The sequence below is a fragment of the Pseudomonas sp. DW-iso3 genome, assembly GCF_058725305.1.
Genome location: NZ_JBZXDZ010000003.1, coordinates 568,328 through 589,905 on the forward strand (window position 1 = coordinate 568,328; position 21,578 = coordinate 589,905).

A 21,578-nucleotide genomic window follows, 5' to 3' on the forward strand; every position below is an offset into this window, starting at 1 on the left:
TTCAGCGTGGCCGCCTTGCAATGGTGAGGTGGCCACGCTGGCCCAGGCTTTACTGTTCAGTCAATGGGGTTACCTGGAGTACTCCCTCCGTGTCGTTTTCATCCTCGTTGACGGTGTACCAGGCCCAATAGGTGGTACGCCGCATGAATCCTCCTGCGGTCAGTGTCTGTGTCGGGCGTCCGAGGGGGTCATAGAACTGTCGGTCGCAGTGGCCCAGTTCGCGCATGGATTGATCGTTGACGTAGGCGTGCTTGTCGGCGAAGTAGGGGCGGTAGACGCGAATGACCAGGCCCTTGTTGTTGTATTCGACACGCTCACTGACGCGCCAGCGGGGGTCGGCTTGCACTTGGCGCAGCTGTTTTTTCAAGGTGCCGGGTGCCTTATCGGGCACCTCATCGACCAGCAGGTTGCCCTTGTCGTCGACCGCATTGGCCAGGCCTGACTCAGTCTTTTGCTTGGTCTGCAAGGTACGACCAAAACCATCCCAACAGGTCAAGGTCATGCGGATCTGTTGGGCGGCATCGTCCGGGTAGCGGTCGGCCTGCAACATGAGCCCATGCACCGGGGTCCGACGGGCGTTGTCGATCAACGCCTTGAGTTGTTTGTCGCTGTCGCTGAGCCCCTGGCGACCGCTACCCTGGCGCGCTCGTGCGCCCAGACGTGCCCTCGCGCCCGCGCGGATATGCCCGCTGGGGAGCAGGTAGGCTTTGGCGACCCACTCTGGCTTGACCAGGGCCAAGTCGACCGCGCCCATCCAACTGAATGGGGCGTAGCAGTGTAGGCGGGCCATGCTCTGCAACACGCTTTGCGCGTGTTCTATGGCAAACCCGGGCGTTACATCCTTGAGCGGGCGGTAGCGCTCCAAGGCGTCGAAACCCACGTTGAGGCTTTGCTCGCGACCGCGAAAGGTGTTGACGAGCATTTGCCCGAAACCGTCATACAGCGCTTCTTGAATATTGCCATTGGGGTCGACAATTTTTGTCGGCAGCAGCAATCGATAGTCGTATTCGGCTTTGGTCACACAACCGTCGGGCATTTTTACACGCACAGTTTGCAACATGTAGGGGTCATGTTTGAGCGTTGTTTCACCGTGGGCCTCGGTGGCCCGCAGCGCCCTTATCCGATAAAACTGGGTGGCCTTGCCATAGCGGGGAAAGTGCCGGCGAATCGACCAGAGGCGATTTTCCTTGGGCGGCACCTCGCCGGGGAAGAGAAAAAACAGCTCCATGGGGTGATAGCCGCTGTCGCTGAGCTTTTGCACCAGGTCCACCGCAGGTTGGTTGGGCATCGCCGGTATGTCCTTGTAGACATTTAGGGCCTGGTCATCCAGCTCTGCGCTTTCCAGGTAATCGGTCAAGGCCTGGACAGTGGCGAGGCCCGGCTCCAGGGTTTTACCGAGGCCACCGGCTTGCCGATAGCGTTGCACCGACAAGCTGCTCAGCTCACGCTTGGCACCTGCGGCCAATGGACCGTCGAGGTTGTCGATGAACGCCTCATAGGCGATACGCTTGAGGTCTAACCCGCCAGCCGCTGGGGCTTTGCCCAGCACCAGGGCATTGTGTCGTTGGCGGTAGGGCAAGGCCAGGCGCCAGTGCGGTGCGTCGTCCAAATGAATGTGCTGTGCCAGCGTTTCGCTCAGGTAATAGAACTGCTGCGCGCTGTCATGGGTATCGTGCCACCAGCGCTTGTGATGCTCATCGATCAACACGGCGGGCGGTGAGCTGTCAGCGTTTGTACGGCGGGCATAGTGCAGGGTGACGCCGTGCACCAGGTAACCGTAGGCATCCCAGCGCAGGTTGATCTGGTGCTGGCACACGGGATCATCTTCCACCCCTTCATATTGATAGCTGATCGACTCCAGGGCTAATGGCAGTAGCCGGGAGTAGGGTGTATGGGCACTGTTCGGCGCCAGTTCACGGATCAGATAACGCTGTTGCGTGACGGTATAGGGCACTGCGTCTTGCGCCGGGTCCGCCGCTGTCACCTCTACCCGTAGCACGCTGCCGCTGAGTGCGCGCGCCACTTCGCGTGCCAGCGACGGCGCAGGATCGCTGATCAAGTCGTCGTGATGATCCAGCGGCTGCGCCCCGGACGTCGCCTTGTATCGGCTGACCAGCGTGCGTCCCATGGCCTTGGCCTGTGGGTCGTGAGTGCTATGGCCGAGGGTGGGCATGTCGATGGATTGCCCGGTATGAAACCAGGTTTTGGTGCGCACGGGTGCGCTGAAACCCTGGAGGTGTTGTGTGTCTGTGCTGCTTTCGGTGTCGGTTTGCAGCACAAGCCCGAAGCCACGAAATTCGCGGTCCGTGCGGTCGTAATACGCCTGGCGATAGCGCCAGCGTTGGGTCAGTTGGTTGCCGGTAATTTCGTCTCGCTGGGTGTGTTGGCTGACCAGCAGCAGCGCAAAGGGTAATTGGCAGAGAGCAGGCTGGCCGTCGGCGGGGCGCTCACGTTTTTCATCCAGCCATTCCTGGGCACTGCTGCGATACTTGATCGAGGCCTGAGCCCCCATGTTGTTGTCGGTGTGCAGGAGCAGCCAGGGCTTTCGGGTAAAAAAGTCGTAGCGCCAGTGCATGGGGGTCTGGTGGGCGGCGGTCAGGATCAGGCTAGCGCAGCCCAGGCCGGTCACGTCGACGACGTTGACCTGACAGTGGTCGTCATACCGCACGCCCTCGGGCCACGGGATTTTGATCGGCTGTACCTCGAAGCCGTTGCCGCCTTTATTGAGGAAAATACTCAGGTGGTCGGCGCTCAAATACAGCAAGTCCGTAGCGCCACCTCCATTCAGGTCGACCAGCAGTACATGGGTTGCCTTGAACATTTCATAACGGAACGGCAGCGTGGCCAACACAAACCCTTGGGCAAAACGTCCTCGACCCAGGTTTGGCCAACATTTCACTTCGTTATGACGTATACGCACCAGATGCTGCTGGCCCGTGGCAAGCACATCGCTGAAGGCCACCAGTTCGTTGGGCGAGGCAGAAATGATCGGCAGGGTATCGTCGAGCGTATGAGACACCTCAATGGCGGGTTCAAAGCCTTTTTTTTGGCGATTGGCATACAGGCGCACGCTACGGGGGCCGATCATGGCAATGTCGGGATGTCCCGTCCCCATCAAGTCGGCGAGTACTCCCTGGGGATGGAAAAACTCCGACGGGAACGCATCGAACGGCGTGAAGGTTGACCAGTTGCGCTGTTCGTCCAGGCTGAAAAAGCCGCTCATTCCCGGGTGGGCAACCAGCCAGTCCAGGCGGCCATCGCCGTCCACATCCGCCAGCGCCTGGTGAATGGGCCGGGCGCTGTCGGCGACCGGTACCCGCGCCAATTCCCGGGCCTCGCCGTAAATCACCTCGTCGCCGGTTTTCGTATGCTGCGGCCGGAGGGGTTCACGGTAGTACCAACTCTTGTCAGCGCGATACAACACACCCGGTAGGCCTTCGCCATACAGATCGACCAGTTGATAACGATCGCTGTCATGCAGACCGCGCAGCGAACTGAAGGGCTGATAGCCGCTCTTGTCCACCTTGAGCTGGCTCGATTGGTAAAAACACTCCAGCGGCGGGCGGCTCACGCTATTGCCCGCGCTGTCGAACGCCTGCTCATGCACTCCCATCAACAGGCTGACATGGCTGGGTGCGCGGTATTCCAGCAGCAGACGGTTGACCAGCACCGGGTCGGCGCCCATTTGCGCTTCCTTGGGGAAGTGGTGAAACATCAGCATCTGGTTGCAACAGCGCAGGGTGCGTAACTCGAAGCCGAACGAAAAATCCGAGCAGGGGTCGGGTCGTGCCGGCCATTCCCGCGTGGCCTGGTACGTCGGCCGCTTATCCAGTTCAAGGTCACGTTCGCCATAGTCAAAGAGCAACTGAAAGTGCCAACCCATGTCCGGCTTATCGTCGGTCTGCCAGAGGTAGAGCTGTTCCTGCTCCTTGGCGGTGAAGTTGCCGTAGCAGACGCGCTCCAGGTAATGCTGGGCTCGACAGTCCCTCGGGTAGCGCGAGGGGTCGGTTTCTTGTTTGTAGTGATAATAAATGTGCTCGCCGTGGGCATTCAGGCTTTCCTGCAACAACCATTGCGCCACGTGGTGCGGGCGGTCCGGATCGGCAATCCGGGCCAATGGGGTCTTCCCGTAAAAGTGCTGACTGCCATCGGCACTTTGTATCAACCAGAAGCCTGCTGGATCGGTTGCACTATGCCAGTGCTCGATACGGTCGAAGCGGCTCTCGAGCCTGGGAAAGTACCGCGTGACCGTGTAGGCGATGGTCAGTGGCAAATCATTGAACGCGGTCTGGCGACGGCTGACGATTGCCCCTTCGGCGTCGCGTTCGGGTAGCCATATTTGCGCGTCGAGGCCCACTATTACGTCGTGCTCCGTGTAGGCCGGCACGCCATGGGAAGTACGCCGGCTGACGGCAGGCAGGGGCACGCTCCAACCCAATCCGAAGGGACCGTTACCGGCGCCGCTGTGGTAGGTCAGCGACAGGGCTGGCGCATAGCTGCGTGCGGGAGAAACCGGCAAGGGAATCTCAAAGGTGGCCATGCCGCTGGCGCCGACATCGCCCCAGCCTTTGCCGGTGCCTTGAATGGCACCGCCGCCTTTGGGCAGGGCCGGGGTATTGACCTGCAGGTTGAGTGTATCGTCGTTCATGCCCGGCTCCCGTTGGCAGCCGGCACCCTGGCGGTGTAGCGCAGGTGAATGACAATGTCGTTGATTGATTCAAGGACGGCTTTTTGCCGGGCAGGATTGGGGAACTCCAGGATCCAGTTGGAGATGACCCCGGTGTATTCAAATGGCAGGTAACGTGGATCGTTGTCGAAGCTGAGGGTAAACAGGCCGTTATCATCCAGCCCGCGTGACAAGGCGATTTGCTGGTGTGCCCTGAAGTCGTTTTTGGTGATGCCATCAGGCATCTGAATTTTATTACTGGTTTGGGTCAATGTCGCCTTGATGTCTTCATAAGGCCCCAGCGTGGCGGGAAGTGAGACGCTGACGTGCTTGATCCGTCGCAGGGTGTGTCCAGGATAGTCCTCATCCAGTAACGCTTGGGTCAGGGAAAAACCAATCGTGCCGCTGCTTACCAGCCCCGCCTTGTGCGCGACCCAGGTTTTGGCGGCTTGAGACGCCTGTCCCTCGGTTATGACCGAGCACTCGATCAAGCGATGGCGCAGTGACACGGTTTTGCTGATTTCCAGCTCGCGTGGCGTGTGCTGCAGGTATGCAGTGTTCATTTTTACCAGGTTCAGTTTCAAGTTTTCAGCACTCAACAGTCCTCGGGAGGCGTGGTGCCAGGCTTCACCTTGAAAGAACTGCTGGCTCTCGGCGGTCTCATACTGCCAGCAGGCTTCAGCGGCCAGGCACAGGGAGTGGACGCTGTCATACAGTGCGTAATAGAACGTGCTCAGTTGCGCAGTGAGCCATTGATAAAGCTGTGCCCCTGTAAAGCGCATGCCGAGGAGTTGGTAGGCTGACTTGGCCTGGGCCAATGCGCTGTGGGCGCTGCGCAGTTGCAGGCGAGTGGCTTTTTCCTGCTCGGCATGCACCAGCAGCAGGGCGTCGATCTGGGCCAGTTCCAGGCGGGCCTGTTGTTCGGCGTAGGCCCATTCCTGGGCGCGACGATTGAATTGCTCGGTGCGTTCCAGCTCGTTACCGTTGGCGCGGGCGGTGTTGGCCTCGCCCTGGGCGAAGGCCTGGTAGGCTTGGAACGCGCCCTCAAAACGCATCCCCCCGAACGACGTACCGAAGATATTGGGCGCGAGCATGGCGGCACCGGCGCCCATGCCGGCAATCGCGACTTTTCTCTCCCAGGCGGCGCTCTCCAGATAGTGTTGGCCGGCCGACATTTCACCGGTGCTGACGCCTTCGCTGAGCTGATGCGCCAGGAAGTCCAGTCGCCCGTGGACGATTGCGCGGCTGCGACGTAGTGCGTCTTTGTTTTTTTCGTCGATGGCCAGGGCCTGGGTTTGCTGGGTCAACACCAGCTCGGCGAGTTGCCAGGCGTTCTGTTGCTGCACCTCAAGGTAGTGCGCCTGTTCCTTGCGCTCGATCAGCGTGAGTAGCGTGGTGCCGAACTGCGCCAGGCTGTCGACTGCGCTCAAGGCATGCCCCTGCATGACCTGGAACCGGTAGTGACCCACTTCAGGCCGGACCGGTGACAGGGCACTGGCGCCACCCGTGGCGCTCTGTGCGTTTCGCGTCAGCAGGGCCGCGGGGGGCAAGGGGGTCGCAAAGAGGGTTTGGCGCAACGGCTTGCCGGCAATGTCCAGATGATGGCGCAGCCCATGCAGGCGACTTTCCAATGTGTCCCAGCGTGTGACCAGTTGCGTGTTCAACGGGCGGTAAAAGTAGGGGCTGTCCGTGAGCCAGGTACGTTGCCCGGTGGTTTCACATTGCCGGGACAGTAGCGCGGTGTATTCGGGCTGTTGTTCCAACTGGCGTACTGCCGGAGAGTCCGCTTGCGCCAGTGTGCGCAATGTGCGCGAGGTCCAGGCATCGGCACGTGTGATTGTCGGGCGCAGGCCGAGCAGGTTCTGCGCCTGGATGTACCAGAGTTTGGCTTCGGCCAGGCTGTCGGGGCTTACCTGGCGATAGGCCGCATCGCCCCGGTTGATCAGAATATCCACATTGAGGAGGTACAACGCCTTGCGAAGGTAGGTCGGAAAACTGAGAGCCAGGTAATGCGGGCTCTGGGGGTGTTGGCAGGCGTAGCTCAGCTCAACGGTTTTGCTGAGCAACACACTCAGCGCCCCGGCGTCTGTTCGGCGAGGGTCGAACAAGTAGTGCAACCAGGTTTCAGCCTGAGCGTATTGCTGTTGCTGGTTGAAGCAATGTGCGAGGGTCCAAGGCAAATAGATGAACAGCTCCCGCAAACTTTTGCCGTGCGCACCCTGGAAGTCCAGGGGCACGCGTGAGGCGTCAGCCGTCAATGCCGGTTCCGTCCAATCCTCAGGGGACCGTAAAAATAAGGGGTCGAAGCTGAGCAAGGCAGTCTGGATCAATTGACGCGCAACGCTGGTATTGAGTCGGATTGCCGGGATCTTCCGGACGAAGCTTGTGGAAAAATCAATGGATTCGACCGTCTCTCCGGTTGTTTGCTGCTGGCGCATGATGCGGGGGGAATGGGCAGGCTCGTCGACGGTAAGGGATGTGTCGAGGGTGCATTTGACAGCCTTGAGCGCATAGCCGAGGACTTTCACCTCATTCTCTTGACTCTCCAGTGTGATGACGCCATGGATCACCGTGATGGCTGATGCGGTTTGCTCATCGGGTAACGTTATCCGTGTACTCGCCAGATGCCCGGTTGCTAATTCTGGGAACGCGCCCGCCAGGCTTTCGTGTTCGACGTCCGTAAAGTTAAGGATTCGGGCGGTGTTGTTATTGATGGCTTGCGGGGTGGGTACGTCTTCCAGTTTGGACTGCATGATGACGTGCTTGTAAAAACGCACCTTGGGCATGGAAGTGTTGACGGACTCAAGCCTCAGGTCATTCATGAAGTGCAGTTTTTTGTTGGCGGCCTCATCACCTGGCAGGGCGTAGCCGCTGTAGCGGTCGAGTATCGCCAGGAAGGGATCCTGATGATGGGTATATAAGTGGAGGAATGCATTTTTGTTGAGAAACTTCCCGGCCAGGGAGTATTCAGTGACGGGCTTAACTTGATTTTGTTGTCCCGGTCTCATGTCCGGCATCGTGTTCATCTGCCCCACAAGGTTCAACAATATGGAGTTTTTGTCATAGATGGCGTTGGAAAAGCTTTTTCCGGTCCTGGGGTTTTTAAAGAACATCGAGTGGTAGGTGGCGCTTCCGACGGGGTGTATCGCGCAGTCGATCCTGATGTTCGAGCCGCTCATGAGTTCAACTTCGAATGAGGTCGGGTCATGCAACGCAGATTTGGTGACCAGGGTAATGCTGAACGCGGAGTACTGGGATGCAAGGGTGATGCTGTAAGTCTGCAGAAAGGGCTGAATGGTTTTCGAGGTGAAGACGAACTCTTTGGTGACCGGATCAAAGCTTGTGGTGGCGGTATCGGCAGCCTCTATATCCTTGCTTCTGAATTCAAAGTCCCACGTCTTCTGGTGTTCGGTCTCGAGTGCTTGAGCCGCTAAGGTTACGGTTCTTTTGTCCTGCTCCAGCGCTACGCGTGTCTTGAACTGTAAGTTGTCCTTGTTTATATCGAAAAACAGGCGGAAGTATTGGTGGGCAAACGGAGGGAGTAACACGCTGGAAAATACGTTGCCCGGGTCGGCGCCACCCAACAACGCGGTCTGCAGTGGCGTGTTCTTTGTAGCCTCATAGGCTTCCAGCAACCTGATGGTTTCCTGAGCGACGTCTGAGCCCGGCACGATCTTGTATCGGCCAGGGCTGCCCGCAGAAGCGACGATTTTTATACCCAGTGACTGATCGACGCTGATGGCCTGGAAAAAATCGCCCATTTGGTCGCTGCCATGATTCAGGGTGTTGGCCCTTATTCCCAGGAACAGGGTGTGAGGGGCGCGGCTATCAACCACGGCAACGGTCTGCGTGATGCTGATAAGTTGCGCCGACGTGAGTGCGTTGATGCCCCGCGTAACGCAGTGCTCTTCCAGGCCTGTGTGCGGAAGGCTCCAGGTGCCATCCAGTTTTTTATAGGAAAAACACAGGCGAAACTTCACGAACCGGCTGTTCAGCCACTCAGTCTGGCGTTGTTTTTCGTCGTCGCCGTTGTCCTCGTAGTCGCCATTGCCGTTTCCCTGTGCCTTGAAGGATTGGTAGGGCGCAGGCTTGATGCTCTCGGCCCAAACAATAAACAGCCGATGATTGAACAGGACCGGGCGAATACTGTGATCGGGTGTATCGGCGGAAAACGTCAGGTTGACGGGTTCCCAGTCTGTCCAGGCCAGGGGCGCAGGCGCGTCAGGCTTGCCGGTGGAGCGTTTGGACAGGTCCAGTGAACGCCAATAATAGAGGTTGTCGGTGGCGGACTTGCCGACGAAGTAATAGGTGCTGGTATCCAACTGCGCGACATTGCCGTCAATGTAGCCATTGAGCGTATGAATACTGGCGATCCCTTCGAACCGTGACAAATAGCCTTGTATGGCGTTCTGCACAGTGTTGGGTTGAATTCGATGTTGGTTGAGGTCGTTTTCCAGTTGCTGGAAGCTCTCGCTCTTGTCCTCACGCAGTGTGGGGTCGAGAAAGTTATGCGGGTGATAGCGCAGTTGCTGGCTGGCGCTCCACAGGGGGTAGGTGTGCAGGGACTTCTGCCAGGCCAGGCTCTCGTGGGGCGACATGCCCTGGGTCTCATAACCCGGTTCGAGGCCCGAGTGAATCCGGTTGATGTAGTGCTGCAGGCTGGTGATCGCACTGGCGACCGGGCTGGTCGGTACCGCCTGGCTGATCTGAACGTCCAATAGCCAGTAGTCGTACAGGTCGTTGGGGGTGCGCAGCGAGTCTTTAAGCTCGGTGTCGATGCAATGGGCCAGATAGTAGGCGAGCATGGCATCACGCCAGGCTTCACTGAGGTGCTGGTCGAGGGTCTCAGACATGATCATTCCTTGAGTCTGCTGGTTGAGAGAAAGCCTTTACTGACGTGCGGCGATGATGGCTTCGCCCACGAGCTTCCATTTATTGAAGTCGCTGGCGGTATCCAGCTCGCTGGCGTCGAGCAGCATTTGGCTGGCGAGGCGGGTGATGGTGCAGGCTTGCCGGCAGCGCATGATCCAATCCAGCTGGTCCATGGACTTGACCCTGTGTGTGGGCAAGGTCTCAGTGAGCGCCCTCAGTTCTTTTTCGTCCCACCCCAACCATTGACTTAGCCGGGTATCGAGGGTTTGAGACCCGTTGCTGTTGGCGCTCTCGAAATACTCCAATAGGCTGTCCTGTGCCAGGCCATACCTCTCGCAGCAGTCTCTGAAACGCTGCAACAGATAGAGCGTGCCCAGGCTCAGCTCGACCAGTTCTGTGGGGGATTTTTCGCTGTCCAGCCAATGGGGGTTGATCAGTAATTGACGCAGTGACGTGCTGTTAACCGGCAACGGCAACAGCGTGGTGATATCCGGCGCCAGCAGGATCAGGTGGGTGGGCTCAGTGTCCGTTTTTTTGAAATGTAGCCTGTAGTAGCGCTTAAGCTCATTGCTGTAGAGGGCCGGCGCCGGGTTTTCCAAAAACTGTTGGATGCACGCCTCAAGTCCCTTTGGGAGTAAATCGACCCAGCGCTTGAGCGCCGGGTTATCAGCGACGGGTTCCAGCAGTAATCGCTGGCGCAACTGCGTAACGCTGGTGTCATTGTCCCTGAGCCAGGTGACGGCCCAGTCCAATCGCATGAGCACATCGAGAAAATCCATCTCGGTGCTTAATGTGGGGTTGGCCAGCTTGCTCCAGGTGGACGGGCCGAGCAGGTCGGCCAGTTGTTTACAGTGCAAGACAGAAAGGCCGAAAACCTGGGCAATGCGTGCCAAGCGATAGATCCCGGAGTACGTGACCAGGTTCCTGTGGAGAGGGTTGGGGAACGCGTCTGTCAGCAGTTGCAGCGAGTCCGGTGTATCACTCAACGCCAACGCGGCGCAAAGCTGCTGGCGGGTATGCGAATCGAAGGTTTGGTCGTCCAGCGGTAACGGTCGCTCGGACAACAGTGTGCGATTGAACACCTGATCGAATAAGGCAGGCTCGTTGGCGCTGGCCTGCACGGGTAGGCGATCCAGCCACGCCGAAAATTCCAGCGGCTTGAGCCTGTAGCGCCCACGAAGGTAGCGGTAGACCCCCAGTGCGCGCAGGGTGGTGTGGCTTATCTGAAGATCGGCGTTGGCTGTGCCCTCAAGCATCATGGTGCTGACGATCAGCGTATCGAGTTCGGCGAATGGCAGATCGATCCACTTTTGCAGGCGGATCATCCGATGCAGACGGTCGAACCGATCGAGGCTGGTATTGAGTAGTGTCGCTGTTTTCCCGTCGGCGGATTGGCCAACCTCTAGCTTGGGCAGGCGGTCTGTGCCATTGACATAGCGGGCACCATAGGTCAGCAACTGTTTAGACGCCGAGAGGGAGGCATGGGCGGCGAAACTGTTTTGCGCCAGGAGGGCTTGTAACTGGGTAGTGTCCAGCGCCGTACATTTCAGAAAGTCGTCAAGGTTTTCTGGAGCACTGGGTCTGCCAAAGTAGGTTTCAAACAGTGTGCTTCCCGTGACGTGTGGCTGCGTCAACAGTTCTTGCTGTTGGGGATTCAGTTCGCTTAGCAGGCATTGCACGTCATTGTTGCGCGCTTTGACCGTGCCATACCGTGTGCTGCCGGCATCGTCAAACGGCAGCCGCTTGCTGATTCGATAATTCAATTCACCCAAGGCGTGCTGGGTTCCCGACAGTCCCAGGCGGCATTGAAGGTGATGATGGTGGTAAGGCAGTGTCAAGGGGTAGCGTTGCTTGCTGAGCAGCGCGCGCACCTTCTCCTGCGGGTGATGGAGTTTGATCTGTTTGCGCAACATGTCATCGATCAGCGTCAGCAGCGGGCGCTGGGCAAAGGTCGTGTCGTGGTCAATCGGTAAATTTTTCAGCTCTGGGCGCCGTTGGCTCAAGAGGATTTTGGTTTTCGTTCCCTTGCCGTTTTTTTCAAGCTGAGTTGCAAAAAGAAACAGTGCTCGCAGGTAGGCGACAGGCGAATCGATAGCGGCGATGGCATCGGGGTGGCAGGCATTGCCCCAGTCCTCATTGAGCAGGCTGGGCGCGCTCGGCTCAAGGTCGCGTTTGCTACGGGCATGAGGGGTGTTCAATGGTTGTTGGTCGTACAGCCATTGCAACTGAGTGGTGTAGGAGCATGCGTTTGTATAAGCCTGGGCGCCGTCGTCATCATTGTACTGGGCCAGTCGACGGATGAACTCGGCCTCGGGCAGCTCGACGATGTCGAAGACGCTGGTGAAGCGGAGCAGATCCATGGCAGTAGTGAAGTCGACCTTCCCAACACTTGGAGTAACGGGCTGTTCCACCAGCCTGGCCAATAACGAACGGTTTAAGGTTTCCATGTCATCGATCTTCCTGTGAGCCCAAAGGTGGATCCACTGGGCGACGCAAGACGCTATCACGCAGGTGGCTCGGGCCGAGGTCAGCCAAAGGCGTGAGCGTGTCAGGGAAATATCGTTAACGGAGTGTCGATGCGGTGGCGTCGCGGTTTTGCTAGAATGCGCGCCGCGCGACGTGGTTCGCGTTTTTAGCATCCGGTTCACCCCTTACGAGGGTAGCCACCTGGAGAGAACACCCATGACTCAACCGATTGTCGTGGCGGCACTGTATAAGTTCGTCACCCTCGAAGATTACGTCGCCCTGCGCGAGCCACTGCTGCAGGCGATGGTCGACAACGGCATCAAAGGCACCTTGCTGATCGCCGAAGAAGGCATCAACGGCACCGTTTCCGGCAGCCGCGAAGGCATTGACGGCCTGATGGCCTGGCTGAAGAACGACCCGCGCATGGTCGACATCGACCACAAAGAGTCCTACTGCGACGACCAGCCGTTCTACCGCACCAAGGTCAAGCTCAAGAAAGAGATCGTGACCCTGGGCGTCGAAGGCGTCGATCCGAACAAGAAAGTCGGTACCTATGTCGACCCGAAGGACTGGAACGCGCTGATCAGCGACCCAGAGGTGCTGTTGATCGACACCCGTAACGACTACGAAGTGTCCATCGGCACCTTTGAAGGCGCGATCGATCCGAAAACCACCAGTTTTCGCGAATTTCCCGACTACATCAAAGCCAACTTCGATCCGGCCAAGCACAAGAAAGTCGCCATGTTCTGCACCGGCGGCATTCGCTGCGAGAAAGCGTCGAGCTACATGCTCAGCGAAGGCTTCGACGAGGTTTATCACCTCAAGGGTGGCATCCTGAAGTACCTCGAAGAGGTGCCGCAGGAAGAAACCAAGTGGCAGGGCGACTGCTTTGTTTTCGATAATCGCGTGACCGTGCGCCACGACTTGAGCGAAGGCGACTACGATCAATGTCATGCCTGTCGCACACCCGTCAGTGTCGACGACCGCGCCTCCGAGCATTATGTGGCGGGCATCAGTTGCCCGCATTGCTGGGATAAGCTGCCGGAGAAGACCCGTCGCAGTGCGATCGACCGGCAGAAGCAGATCGAGCTGGCCAAGGCCCGCAACCTGCCGCACCCGATTGGCTTCAACTACAAGCAAACTCCTTCCGAGGCCTGAGCCATGTCCGCGCGCCTGCTCTATGTAATGGACCCGATGTGTTCCTGGTGCTGGGGCTTTGCCCCGGTGGCCAAAGCGTTGGTGGAGCAGGCCCAGGCGGCCGGTGTGGAGCTGCACCTGGTGGTGGGCGGCTTGCGTACCGGCAGTGGCGCGGCACTGGAGCCGACCACCCGGCGCTACATTCTGGAGCATTGGCAGGCGGTCACTGACGCTACCGGCCAGCCGTTCAAACGTGAAGGCGCGTTGCCCGACGGTTTTGTGTATGACACGGAGCCGGCGTGCCGGGCAATTGTCACCGCCCGGAGCCTGGCGCCGGATTGCGCCTGGAAGCTGCTGGGGCTGATCCAGCGTGCGTTCTATGTCGAAGGCCGCGACGTGACCCTCGCCAGCGTGTTGGTGGAACTCGCCGAGCAGGCGGGGATCCCGCGTATCGAGTTCGCCGGCGAATTCGACCGCGCCGAGCAGCATGCGGCCACGGCGGCCGATTTCACCTGGGTGCAGGACCTGGGCATCGCCGGTTTCCCGACGCTGCTGGCCGAGCGTAATGGTCAACTGGCCTTGCTGACCAACGGTTACCAGCCGCTGTCCGAGCTGTCGCCTTTGCTGGGCCGATGGCTGGAGCGAGCCACCTGTGCATGAACCCGCCCAGCGCACCGATCGCCTGACCTGGGCGGAAATTCGCCGCCTGGCCCTGCGTCACAAGAAATCCCTGTGGATCGCCAACGGCGTCGCCGTGCTGGCGACCCTGTGCAGCGTACCGATCCCCTTGCTGTTGCCCCTGCTGGTGGATGAAGTACTGCTGGGCCACGGCGACGCAGCCCTCAACGTGATGAACCACGCGCTGCCGCTGGGCTGGCAGAAAGCGGCCGGTTATATCGGGCTGATGCTGCTGGTGACCCTGTTCCTGCGCTGCGGCGCATTGGTGTTCAACGTGGTGCAGGCGCGGCTGTTTGCGCGGCTGGCCAAGGACATCGTGTACCGCATCCGCGTGCGCCTGATCGAGCGGCTCAAGCGTATTTCCCTGGGCGAGTATGAAAGCCTGGGCAGCGGCACGGTCACCACGCACCTGGTCACCGACCTCGACACGCTGGACAAATTCGTCGGCGAAACACTGAGCCGCTTCCTGGTGGCCATGCTCACGCTGGTGGGCACTTCGGCGATCCTGGTGTGGATGCATTGGCAACTGGCGCTGCTGATCCTGCTGTTCAATCCGCTGGTGATCTACGCCACGGTGCAGTTGGGCAAGCGCGTCAAACACCTGAAGAAGCTGGAAAACGACAGCACTTCACGTTTTACCCAGGCCCTGACTGAAACCCTGGACGCGATCCAGGAAGTCCGCGCTGGCAATCGCCAGGGGTTCTTCCTGGGGCGTCTGGGCCAGCGTGCCCAGGAAGTGCGCGACTACGCGATCCATTCCCAGTGGAAAACCGACGCCTCCAGCCGCGCCAGTGGTTTGCTGTTCCAGTTCGGTATCGACATCTTTCGCGCAGCGGCCATGCTCACCGTGCTGTTCTCCGACCTGTCCATCGGCCAGATGCTCGCGGTGTTCAGTTACCTGTGGTTCATGATTGGCCCGGTGGAACAGTTGCTGAATCTGCAATACGCGTACTACGCGGCGGGCGGGGCGCTGACGCGGATCAATGAGTTGCTGGCGCGTGCTGATGAGCCGCAATACGCCGGGGGCGAAGACCCATTCGTTGGGCGTGAGACCGTCGGCATCGAAGTGCGTGGACTCAATTTCGGTTATGGCGAAGACCTGGTGCTTGACCAGTTGAACCTGGCCATCGCCCCCGGCGAGAAGGTGGCAATCGTCGGCGCCAGCGGTGGTGGCAAAAGTACCTTGGTGCAACTCTTGCTCGGCCTCTACACGCCCCAGGCCGGGACCATCCGTTTTGGTGGTGCCACCCAGCAGGAAATCGGCCTGGAGACGATTCGCGAAAATGTCGCCGTGGTGCTGCAACACCCTGCATTGTTCAATGACACCGTGCGCGCCAACCTGACCATGGGCCGTGAGCGCAGTGACCAGGCGTGCTGGCAGGCACTGGAAATCGCCCAACTGGATGCTACCGTCAAGTCACTGCCCTTGGGCTTGGACAGTGTGGTGGGGCGTTCCGGCGTGCGGTTTTCCGGCGGGCAGCGTCAGCGCCTGGCGATTGCGCGGATGGTGTTGGCCGAGCCGAAGGTCGTGATCCTCGACGAAGCGACTTCCGCCTTGGACGCCGCCACCGAGTACAACCTGCATCAGGCGCTCGCACGCTTCCTGAGCGGGCGTACTACACTGATCATTGCCCACCGCCTGTCGGCGGTTAAGCAGGCAGATCGAGTATTGGTGTTCGACGGCGGTCATATTGCCGAGGACGGTGATCATCAGCAATTGATTGCCGATGGCGGCTTGTACGCCAAACTCTATGGACACTTGCAACAAGTGCGTTGATTTAGCCTGGGCTGAGCTATCGGAAGCGGATATTCGCGTGCGTATCCAGCAGTGCATGTGCAAGGGACTTCATGAAGCAAAAGCGGACTCTCGGAACGCCAAAACTGTTGGGCATCGTCTGGCCCTTTATCGCCGTTGTACTGTTCCAGGCATTGTTGGGCTGCGTCAGTCTCTACGTGCTTTCGGCAGTGCGTGGCTATGTGGCCGGTGAAAGCCTGTGGTCCAAAGGCCAGAAGGACGCCATCTATTACTTGACGCTGTACGCCGATAGCCGCGACGAAACCACTTACCTCAAATATCAGCAGGCCATTGCCGTGCCTCAGGGCGGCCACGAACTGCGCACTGCCCTGGACCGTCCTACCCCTGACCTGAGCGCCGCACGCCTGGGTATTCTCAAGGGCGGCAACCACCCGGATGACGTGTCCAACCTGATCTGGCTGTACCTCAACTTTCGTCATTTCAGCTACCTGGAAAAAGCCATCGAGTTGTGGGCAGTGGGCGATGGCTACCTGATGCAACTGGATGACCTCGCCCGTGAAATGCACGGCGCGATCACCCGTGATCAGGTCAGCGCCAACGACGTACGCCAGTGGAAAGCACATATCGTTGGCATCAACGAAGGTGTGACGCCGGCTGCCAAGGCGTTCAGTGATGCGTTGGGCGAAGGCTCGCGGATGATCCTGCGGTTGCTGCTGATCACCAACCTGGCCACGGCCCTGGGGCTGATCGTGCTGGCACTGTTGCGCACCCATAAGCTGCTGACCCAGCGCCACGCGTTTGCCGACGCCCTGCAACAAGAGAAAGAGCGTGCGCAGATCACGTTGGAGTCGATTGGCGACGGGGTGATCACCACCGATGTCGACGGCGCCATCACCTACATGAACCCGGCGGCCGAAGCGCTGACCCACTGGAATTCGGCCCAGGCTCAAGGTCTGCCCCTGGCTGCGCTGTTCAACCTGCTGGATGACAATGCGCAACCAGACGGCTTTACCCTGATCGAACATATCGTCAAGGGCCAACTCAGCGGCGGCAGCGAGCATTCCAAAACCATCCAGCGCCTGGATGGCAGCACGGTCTCGGTGACGCTGGTGGGCGCGCCGATCCGCAGCACCGGCAAGGTCACGGGGGCGGTGCTGGTGTTGCATGACATGACCCAGGAGCGGCAATACATCGCCAACCTGTCCTGGCAGGCGACCCACGACGCCCTGACCGGCCTGGCCAACCGTCGCGAATTCGAATTCCGCCTGGAACAGGTACTGCATCCCACCGCCCAGCAGAATGGCGGGCGCCATGCATTGATGTTCCTAGACCTCGACCAGTTCAAGCTGGTCAACGACACCTGCGGCCACGCGGCGGGGGACGAGTTGCTGCGGCATATCTGTGCGCTGCTGCAGTCGGACCTGCGCGAAGGCGACACCCTGGCGCGGTTGGGCGGAGATGAATTCGGCATCCTGCTGGAAAACTGCCCGGCGGCGGTGGCAGAAAAGATTGCCGAGAGCCTGCGCCACACCGTGCAAAACCTGCACTTTGTGTGGAAGGGCCGGCCGTTCATGACCACCGTCAGCATTGGCCTGGTGCACCTGGGGCACACCCCGACCACCTTGGAAACCTCACTGCGCGCCGCTGACATGGCGTGCTACATGGCCAAGGAAAAGGGCCGCAACCGCGTGCAGGTGTACCACGCCGACGACTCGGAACTGTCGCTGCGCTTTGGCGAAATGGCCTGGGTGCAGCGCCTGCACATGGCGTTGGAAGAGAACCGGTTCTGCCTGTACGCCCAGGAAATCTCGCCCCTCGGGCAGACCAATGGTGGCGATGGGCATATTGAGATCCTACTGCGGCTGCACGACGAGGCCGGACGCATCATCCTGCCCGACAGCTTTATCCCCGCCGCCGAGCGTTACGGTCTGATGACGTCCCTGGACCGCTGGGTGGTGGAAAATGTGTTCAAGATCATCAACCGGTGCATGCAGGAGCGGCCGGGGCTTCCCATGGCCATGTGTGCGATCAACCTGTCAGGCATCACCATTGGGGATGATGACTTCCTCGGTTTTTTACGTGAGAAGTTTCATACATACACTATTCCGCCGGGCATGATCTGTTTCGAAATAACCGAAACCAGTGCTATTGCAAACTTGGGTAGTGCGATCCGCTTTATTAATGAACTCAAAGCCTTAGGTTGTCATTTCTCGCTGGATGACTTTTGTGCCGGAATGTCCTCATTCGCCTATCTCAAACATTTACCTGTAGACTTCCTGAAGATCGATGGAAGTTTCGTAAAGGATATGCTGGACGACCCGATTAACCGCGCGATGGTCGAAGTGATCAACCACATCGGCCACGTCATGGGTAAGCGCACAATTGCTGAATTTGTCGAGACACCGCAAATCGAACAGGCATTACTCGAAATTGGTGTGGATTACGCTCAGGGCTACCTGATTGAACGACCGCAATTGTTTACCTTTGATAGCTTGCAGTGTCGACCTGTGCGGCCGCAGCCTCTGTTATTCAAGGCGCCCGGCACATTCCGCTGAAACATTTGCTGGTCTGTACAATCACACTTAAAAAGGAGCCTTAACAGTGATCGACACCTTCATCAGAACCGGCCCGCTTATGGAAGCCTCCAGTTATCCGGCCTGGGCTCAGAAACTGATCCTGGACTGTAGCGAGAGCAAGCGCCGCGTTGTCGAACACGAACTGTACCAGCGCATGCGCGACAACTCGCTCAGTGCCAAGACCATGCGCCATTACCTGATTGGTGGCTGGCCTGTGGTGGAACAGTTTGCCTTGTACATGGCACAGAACCTCACCAAGACCAAATTTGCCCGCCATCCTGGGGAGGATATGGCGCGCCGCTGGCTGATGCGCAATATTCGTGTGGAACTCAACCACGCCGACTATTGGGTGCATTGGTCCCGTGCCCACGGGGTCAGCCTAGAGGACCTGCAGGCCCAGAACGTGCCGCCGGAGTTGCATGCGCTGAGCCATTGGTGCTGGCACACCAGCTCCGCCGATTCGCTGATCGTGGCCATTGCCGCGACCAACTATGCGATCGAAGGGGCTACCGGGGAATGGTCCGCCGTGGTGTGTTCGACCGGCGTCTATGCGGCGGCTTTCCCCGAGGAAGAGCGCAAGCGTGCGATGAAGTGGCTGAAGATGCACGCCCAGTATGACGATGCGCACCCATGGGAAGCGCTGGAAATCATCTGCACCCTGGCCGGGATGAACCCGTCCAAGGAATTGCAGACGGAGCTGCGCCAAGCCGTGTGCAAGAGCTACGACTACATGTACCTGTTCCTGGAAAGCTGCATGCGTCTGGAGAAAGAAAAAGCTCCGGCCGTGGTGCGCGAGCGCCAGGCGCGGGTCGTCAGCGAAGCGTGATGTAACGGTGATGGCGGGGGCTTACCCCGCCATCGCCAGGCGGTTACGCCCTTCGCGCTTGGCCACGTACAAGGCGCTGTCGGCCCGACGCAGCAGGCTTTCGGCGGACTCAGCGGCCAGCAAGGTCGAGCAACCCAGGCTCACCGTCAATTCAATCCGCGTGTCATCCGCCCAGTAATCCTGGGTCTGTGCCGCCTGGCGCAGGCGTTCGCCAACCATCGCCGCCGCATCGCGACCCGTGTTGGACAGTAGGATCAGAAACTCTTCCCCGCCAAACCGGAACACCATGTCCACATTGCGCAACTGGCCTTTGATCGCCGCGGCGACGGCGCGCAGCACGTTATCGCCAGTGGCGTGGCCGTGGGTGTCGTTGATGGTCTTGAAGTGGTCGATGTCCAGCATCAGCAAGGACAGCGGGTTGAGGTGCCTGCGCGCCATGTCGATTTCCCGTTGCAGGGTTTGGTCCATGGCGATGCGGTTGCCGGTCTCGGTCAGCGGGTCGCGCAAGGCACTGCGGGTGGCGGCGCGGTAGAGCAGGGCGTTACGCATCGGGTAGAGCAGGGTGGCCAGCAGGGATTCGAGTTGGCCGAGTTCTTCTTCCGCCAGGCGCTGGTTGCGACGAAAGATCAGCTCGCCCAGGTGCTCGCCTTCATGGCTCAGGCTGTAACTCACAGAATGGTGGCCACGATGGCCGAACTCCAGGCGCAAATCGCTGGCTTGATGGCGGTATTGCAAGGCGTCCAAGGGCACCAGGCGCTGGATCTCACGGAAGAACACCCCGAGGATGCGCTCCGGCTCCAGGCTGGTTTGCAATTGCAGGCCCAGTTGCTGGCGAAGTTGGGCAAGGGTGGTGGGGCGACGTGGTACGAGAGATGGTTGACCAAACCCCAGGCGTTGCAATTTGGCAGTATCGAAGTCAATTGCGTTGGTCTGGGTGGGTGTTTTCATAAACGATCGGCCTCTAAGCACTTGGCTGTCTTACAGGCTCAATGAGAGTGGCGAGTGCCAAGCGTCTTACTGTTCCTTCAGTTCCGTAAAACATAGGTAACAGTCTAGACCGCTTTGCAATGGGTTATAACCCCTGGGCACTGCCGCACGTCTTGTCATCGCCTTACCTGCTAGAACAGAGTTAGAGCGAGATTCATGCCAGAGAGGTTCAACTTAATAAAAAGTCTTATAAATCAATCGACTGTTTTTACCGCCAAAAACAGTCGCTGAAGGATGACGCCAGTTAATTGGCAACTCGGCGGTGGTCTTGAAGTTTCTGTGGTTCGCACTGTTTATCGCGAATAAACAACGCCGGAATGACACCACAGATAAAATAAGCGCCGCCCATCACCCGCACACCACTGCCCATGGCGCCATGGGACGCCAGACGGCCGCCGGCACCACCGTCTTGCCGCCAGGCCCGCGGGGATCGTCGAGCAGCAGGGTTAAACCAAGGTGGAGCGATCGATCTGCGCGATGGAGGTCACACCGGTGAGGGTCATGGCCACGCGCATTTCCTTGGCGAAGATGTCCAGCAGGTTTTCCACGCCGTGCTGGCCGTCGGCGGCCAGCGCATAGGCTGTCGCGCGACCCAGCAGGCAGGCCTTGGCGCCCAGGGCCAGCATGCGTACCACGTCCAGCCCGGAACGGATGCCGGAATCCACCAGCACCGTGAGGTCATCGCCCACGGCATCGGCAATCGGAGGCAGGGCCTTGGCGGTGGACAGCACGCCGTCCAGCTGGCGACCACCATGGTTGGAGACCACGATGCCATCGGCGCCGAAACTCACCGCGTCCTTGGCGTCCTGGGGGTCGAGGATACCTTTGATGATCATCGGGCCTTTCCAGAATTCGCGGATCCACTCCAGGTCTTTCCAACTGATGGAGGCGTCGAAATTGTTCGCCAGCCAGCCGATGTAATCTTCCAAGTGAGTGGGTTTGCCCAGGTATTTGGAGATATTGCCCAGATCATGGGGGCGCCCCATCAACCCCACATCAAAGGCCCATTGCGGCTTGGTGACGGCTTGCAGCATGCGCCGTTGTGCCGCGAACGGCCCGGACATGCCCGAGTGCGCATCGCGATAACGCGCGCCGGGCGTTGGCATGTCCACGGTAAATACCAGTGTGGTGACGCCCGCGGCTTGCGCGCGCTCCAGCGCGTTGCGCATGAAGCCACGGTCCTTGAGCACATACAGCTGGAACCAGATCGCCTGCGCGCTTTGCGACGCCACCTCTTCAATCGGGCACACCGACACCGTCGACAGGCAGAACGGAATGCCCTTGTTTGCCGCCGCCTTGGCCGCTTGCACTTCGCCACGTCGTGCGTACATGCCAGTCAGGCCCACCGGGCTGAGGATCACCGGCATGTCCAGTTCCTGGCCGAACAGCGTGGTCTTCAGGCTCAGGTTGTCCACGTTGCGCAGGATCCGCTGGCGCAGGCTGATCTCGGCCAGGTCCGAACTGTTCGCGCGCAGCGTGTGTTCGGCGTAGGCGCCGCCGTCGATGTAATCGAACAGGAAACGCGGCAGCTTGCGCTTGGCGGCGGCGCGGTAGTCGGAGGCGGAGGAGATAATCATTATTAGGGGCTCCACAAGGCAAGGTGCAGGCAGGATA

Annotated in this window: 10 protein-coding genes; 5 read left to right on the forward strand and 5 right to left on the reverse strand. The window is 59.3% G+C overall.

All coding sequences use genetic code 11. The features are described 5' to 3' along the window. Positions 1–49: 49 nt before the first annotated feature. From AC4PS7_RS11680 to AC4PS7_RS11690, 3 genes are read right to left on the reverse strand one after another with little or no spacing between them, the layout of a single operon-like run. Entirely contained in the window at positions 50–4,648 is a 4,599-nt protein-coding gene (locus AC4PS7_RS11680; RefSeq protein ID WP_492179417.1) for a SpvB/TcaC N-terminal domain-containing protein, read from the reverse strand. After that, entirely contained in the window at positions 4,645–9,519 is a 4,875-nt protein-coding gene (locus AC4PS7_RS11685; protein WP_492179418.1) for a Tc toxin subunit A-related protein, read from the reverse strand. The genes AC4PS7_RS11680 and AC4PS7_RS11685 overlap by 4 nt, the downstream gene beginning before the upstream one ends. 36 nt (positions 9,520–9,555) lie before the next feature. Next, positions 9,556–11,985 carry a Tc toxin subunit A gene (locus tag AC4PS7_RS11690; protein ID WP_010208907.1) on the reverse strand — a complete coding sequence of 810 codons (2,430 nt, stop codon included), beginning with the start codon at positions 11,983–11,985 and terminating at the stop codon, positions 9,556–9,558. A 235-nt stretch (positions 11,986–12,220) separates the two neighbouring features. Between AC4PS7_RS11690 and trhO the strand changes: the two genes are divergently transcribed. The 5 genes from trhO (at position 12,221) to AC4PS7_RS11715 (ending at position 18,977) form a co-directional block, all read left to right on the forward strand. Beyond that, complete coding sequence (trhO, locus tag AC4PS7_RS11695) at positions 12,221–13,162, forward strand: oxygen-dependent tRNA uridine(34) hydroxylase TrhO (protein ID WP_010208911.1); 942 nt, start codon at positions 12,221–12,223, stop codon at positions 13,160–13,162. 36 nt (positions 13,163–13,198) lie between these two features. Beyond that, the gene (locus tag AC4PS7_RS11700) at positions 13,199–13,801 is read left to right on the forward strand and encodes a DsbA family protein (RefSeq protein WP_175439633.1); all 603 of its coding nucleotides are present in this window, start codon (positions 13,199–13,201) and stop codon (positions 13,799–13,801) included. Next, a complete protein-coding gene (locus AC4PS7_RS11705) occupies positions 13,794–15,596 on the forward strand; it encodes an ABC transporter ATP-binding protein (RefSeq protein WP_021490789.1) in 1,803 nt (600 codons plus the stop codon). Before AC4PS7_RS11700 ends, AC4PS7_RS11705 begins: the two co-directional genes overlap by 8 nt. A 71-nt stretch (positions 15,597–15,667) precedes the next feature. Then, a complete protein-coding gene (locus AC4PS7_RS11710; RefSeq protein ID WP_021490788.1) occupies positions 15,668–18,130 on the forward strand; it encodes an EAL domain-containing protein in 2,463 nt (820 codons plus the stop codon). 79 nt (positions 18,131–18,209) lie between these two features. Next, positions 18,210–18,977 carry an iron-containing redox enzyme family protein gene (locus AC4PS7_RS11715; protein ID WP_197999029.1) on the forward strand — a complete coding sequence of 256 codons (768 nt, stop codon included), beginning with the start codon at positions 18,210–18,212 and terminating at the stop codon, positions 18,975–18,977. A 21-nt stretch (positions 18,978–18,998) separates the two neighbouring features. On the opposite strand, the gene AC4PS7_RS11720 is transcribed toward AC4PS7_RS11715, so the two are convergent. Continuing rightward, entirely contained in the window at positions 18,999–19,925 is a 927-nt protein-coding gene (locus tag AC4PS7_RS11720) for a GGDEF domain-containing protein (RefSeq protein WP_106119554.1), read from the reverse strand. A 485-nt stretch (positions 19,926–20,410) separates the two neighbouring features. Beyond that, entirely contained in the window at positions 20,411–21,541 is a 1,131-nt protein-coding gene (lldD, locus tag AC4PS7_RS11725) for an FMN-dependent L-lactate dehydrogenase LldD (RefSeq protein WP_010208917.1), read from the reverse strand. Positions 21,542–21,578: the final 37 nt, after the last annotated feature.

Bases quoted from the DNA above. Each gene is read 5' to 3' on its own strand.
- AC4PS7_RS11680 (WP_492179417.1), bottom strand. From the start codon at position 4,648: ATGAACGACGATACACTCAACCTGCAGGTCAATACCCCGGCCCTGCCC.
- AC4PS7_RS11685 (WP_492179418.1), bottom strand. From the start codon at position 9,519: ATGTCTGAGACCCTCGACCAGCACCTCAGTGAAGCCTGGCGTGATGCC.
- AC4PS7_RS11690 (WP_010208907.1), bottom strand. From the start codon at position 11,985: ATGGAAACCTTAAACCGTTCGTTATTGGCCAGGCTGGTGGAACAGCCC.
- trhO (WP_010208911.1), top strand. From the start codon at position 12,221: ATGACTCAACCGATTGTCGTGGCGGCACTGTATAAGTTCGTCACCCTC.
- AC4PS7_RS11700 (WP_175439633.1), top strand. From the start codon at position 13,199: ATGTGTTCCTGGTGCTGGGGCTTTGCCCCGGTGGCCAAAGCGTTGGTG.
- AC4PS7_RS11710 (WP_021490788.1), top strand. From the start codon at position 15,668: ATGAAGCAAAAGCGGACTCTCGGAACGCCAAAACTGTTGGGCATCGTC.
- AC4PS7_RS11715 (WP_197999029.1), top strand. From the start codon at position 18,210: ATGGAAGCCTCCAGTTATCCGGCCTGGGCTCAGAAACTGATCCTGGAC.
- AC4PS7_RS11720 (WP_106119554.1), bottom strand. From the start codon at position 19,925: ATGAAAACACCCACCCAGACCAACGCAATTGACTTCGATACTGCCAAA.
- lldD (WP_010208917.1), bottom strand. From the start codon at position 21,541: ATGATTATCTCCTCCGCCTCCGACTACCGCGCCGCCGCCAAGCGCAAG.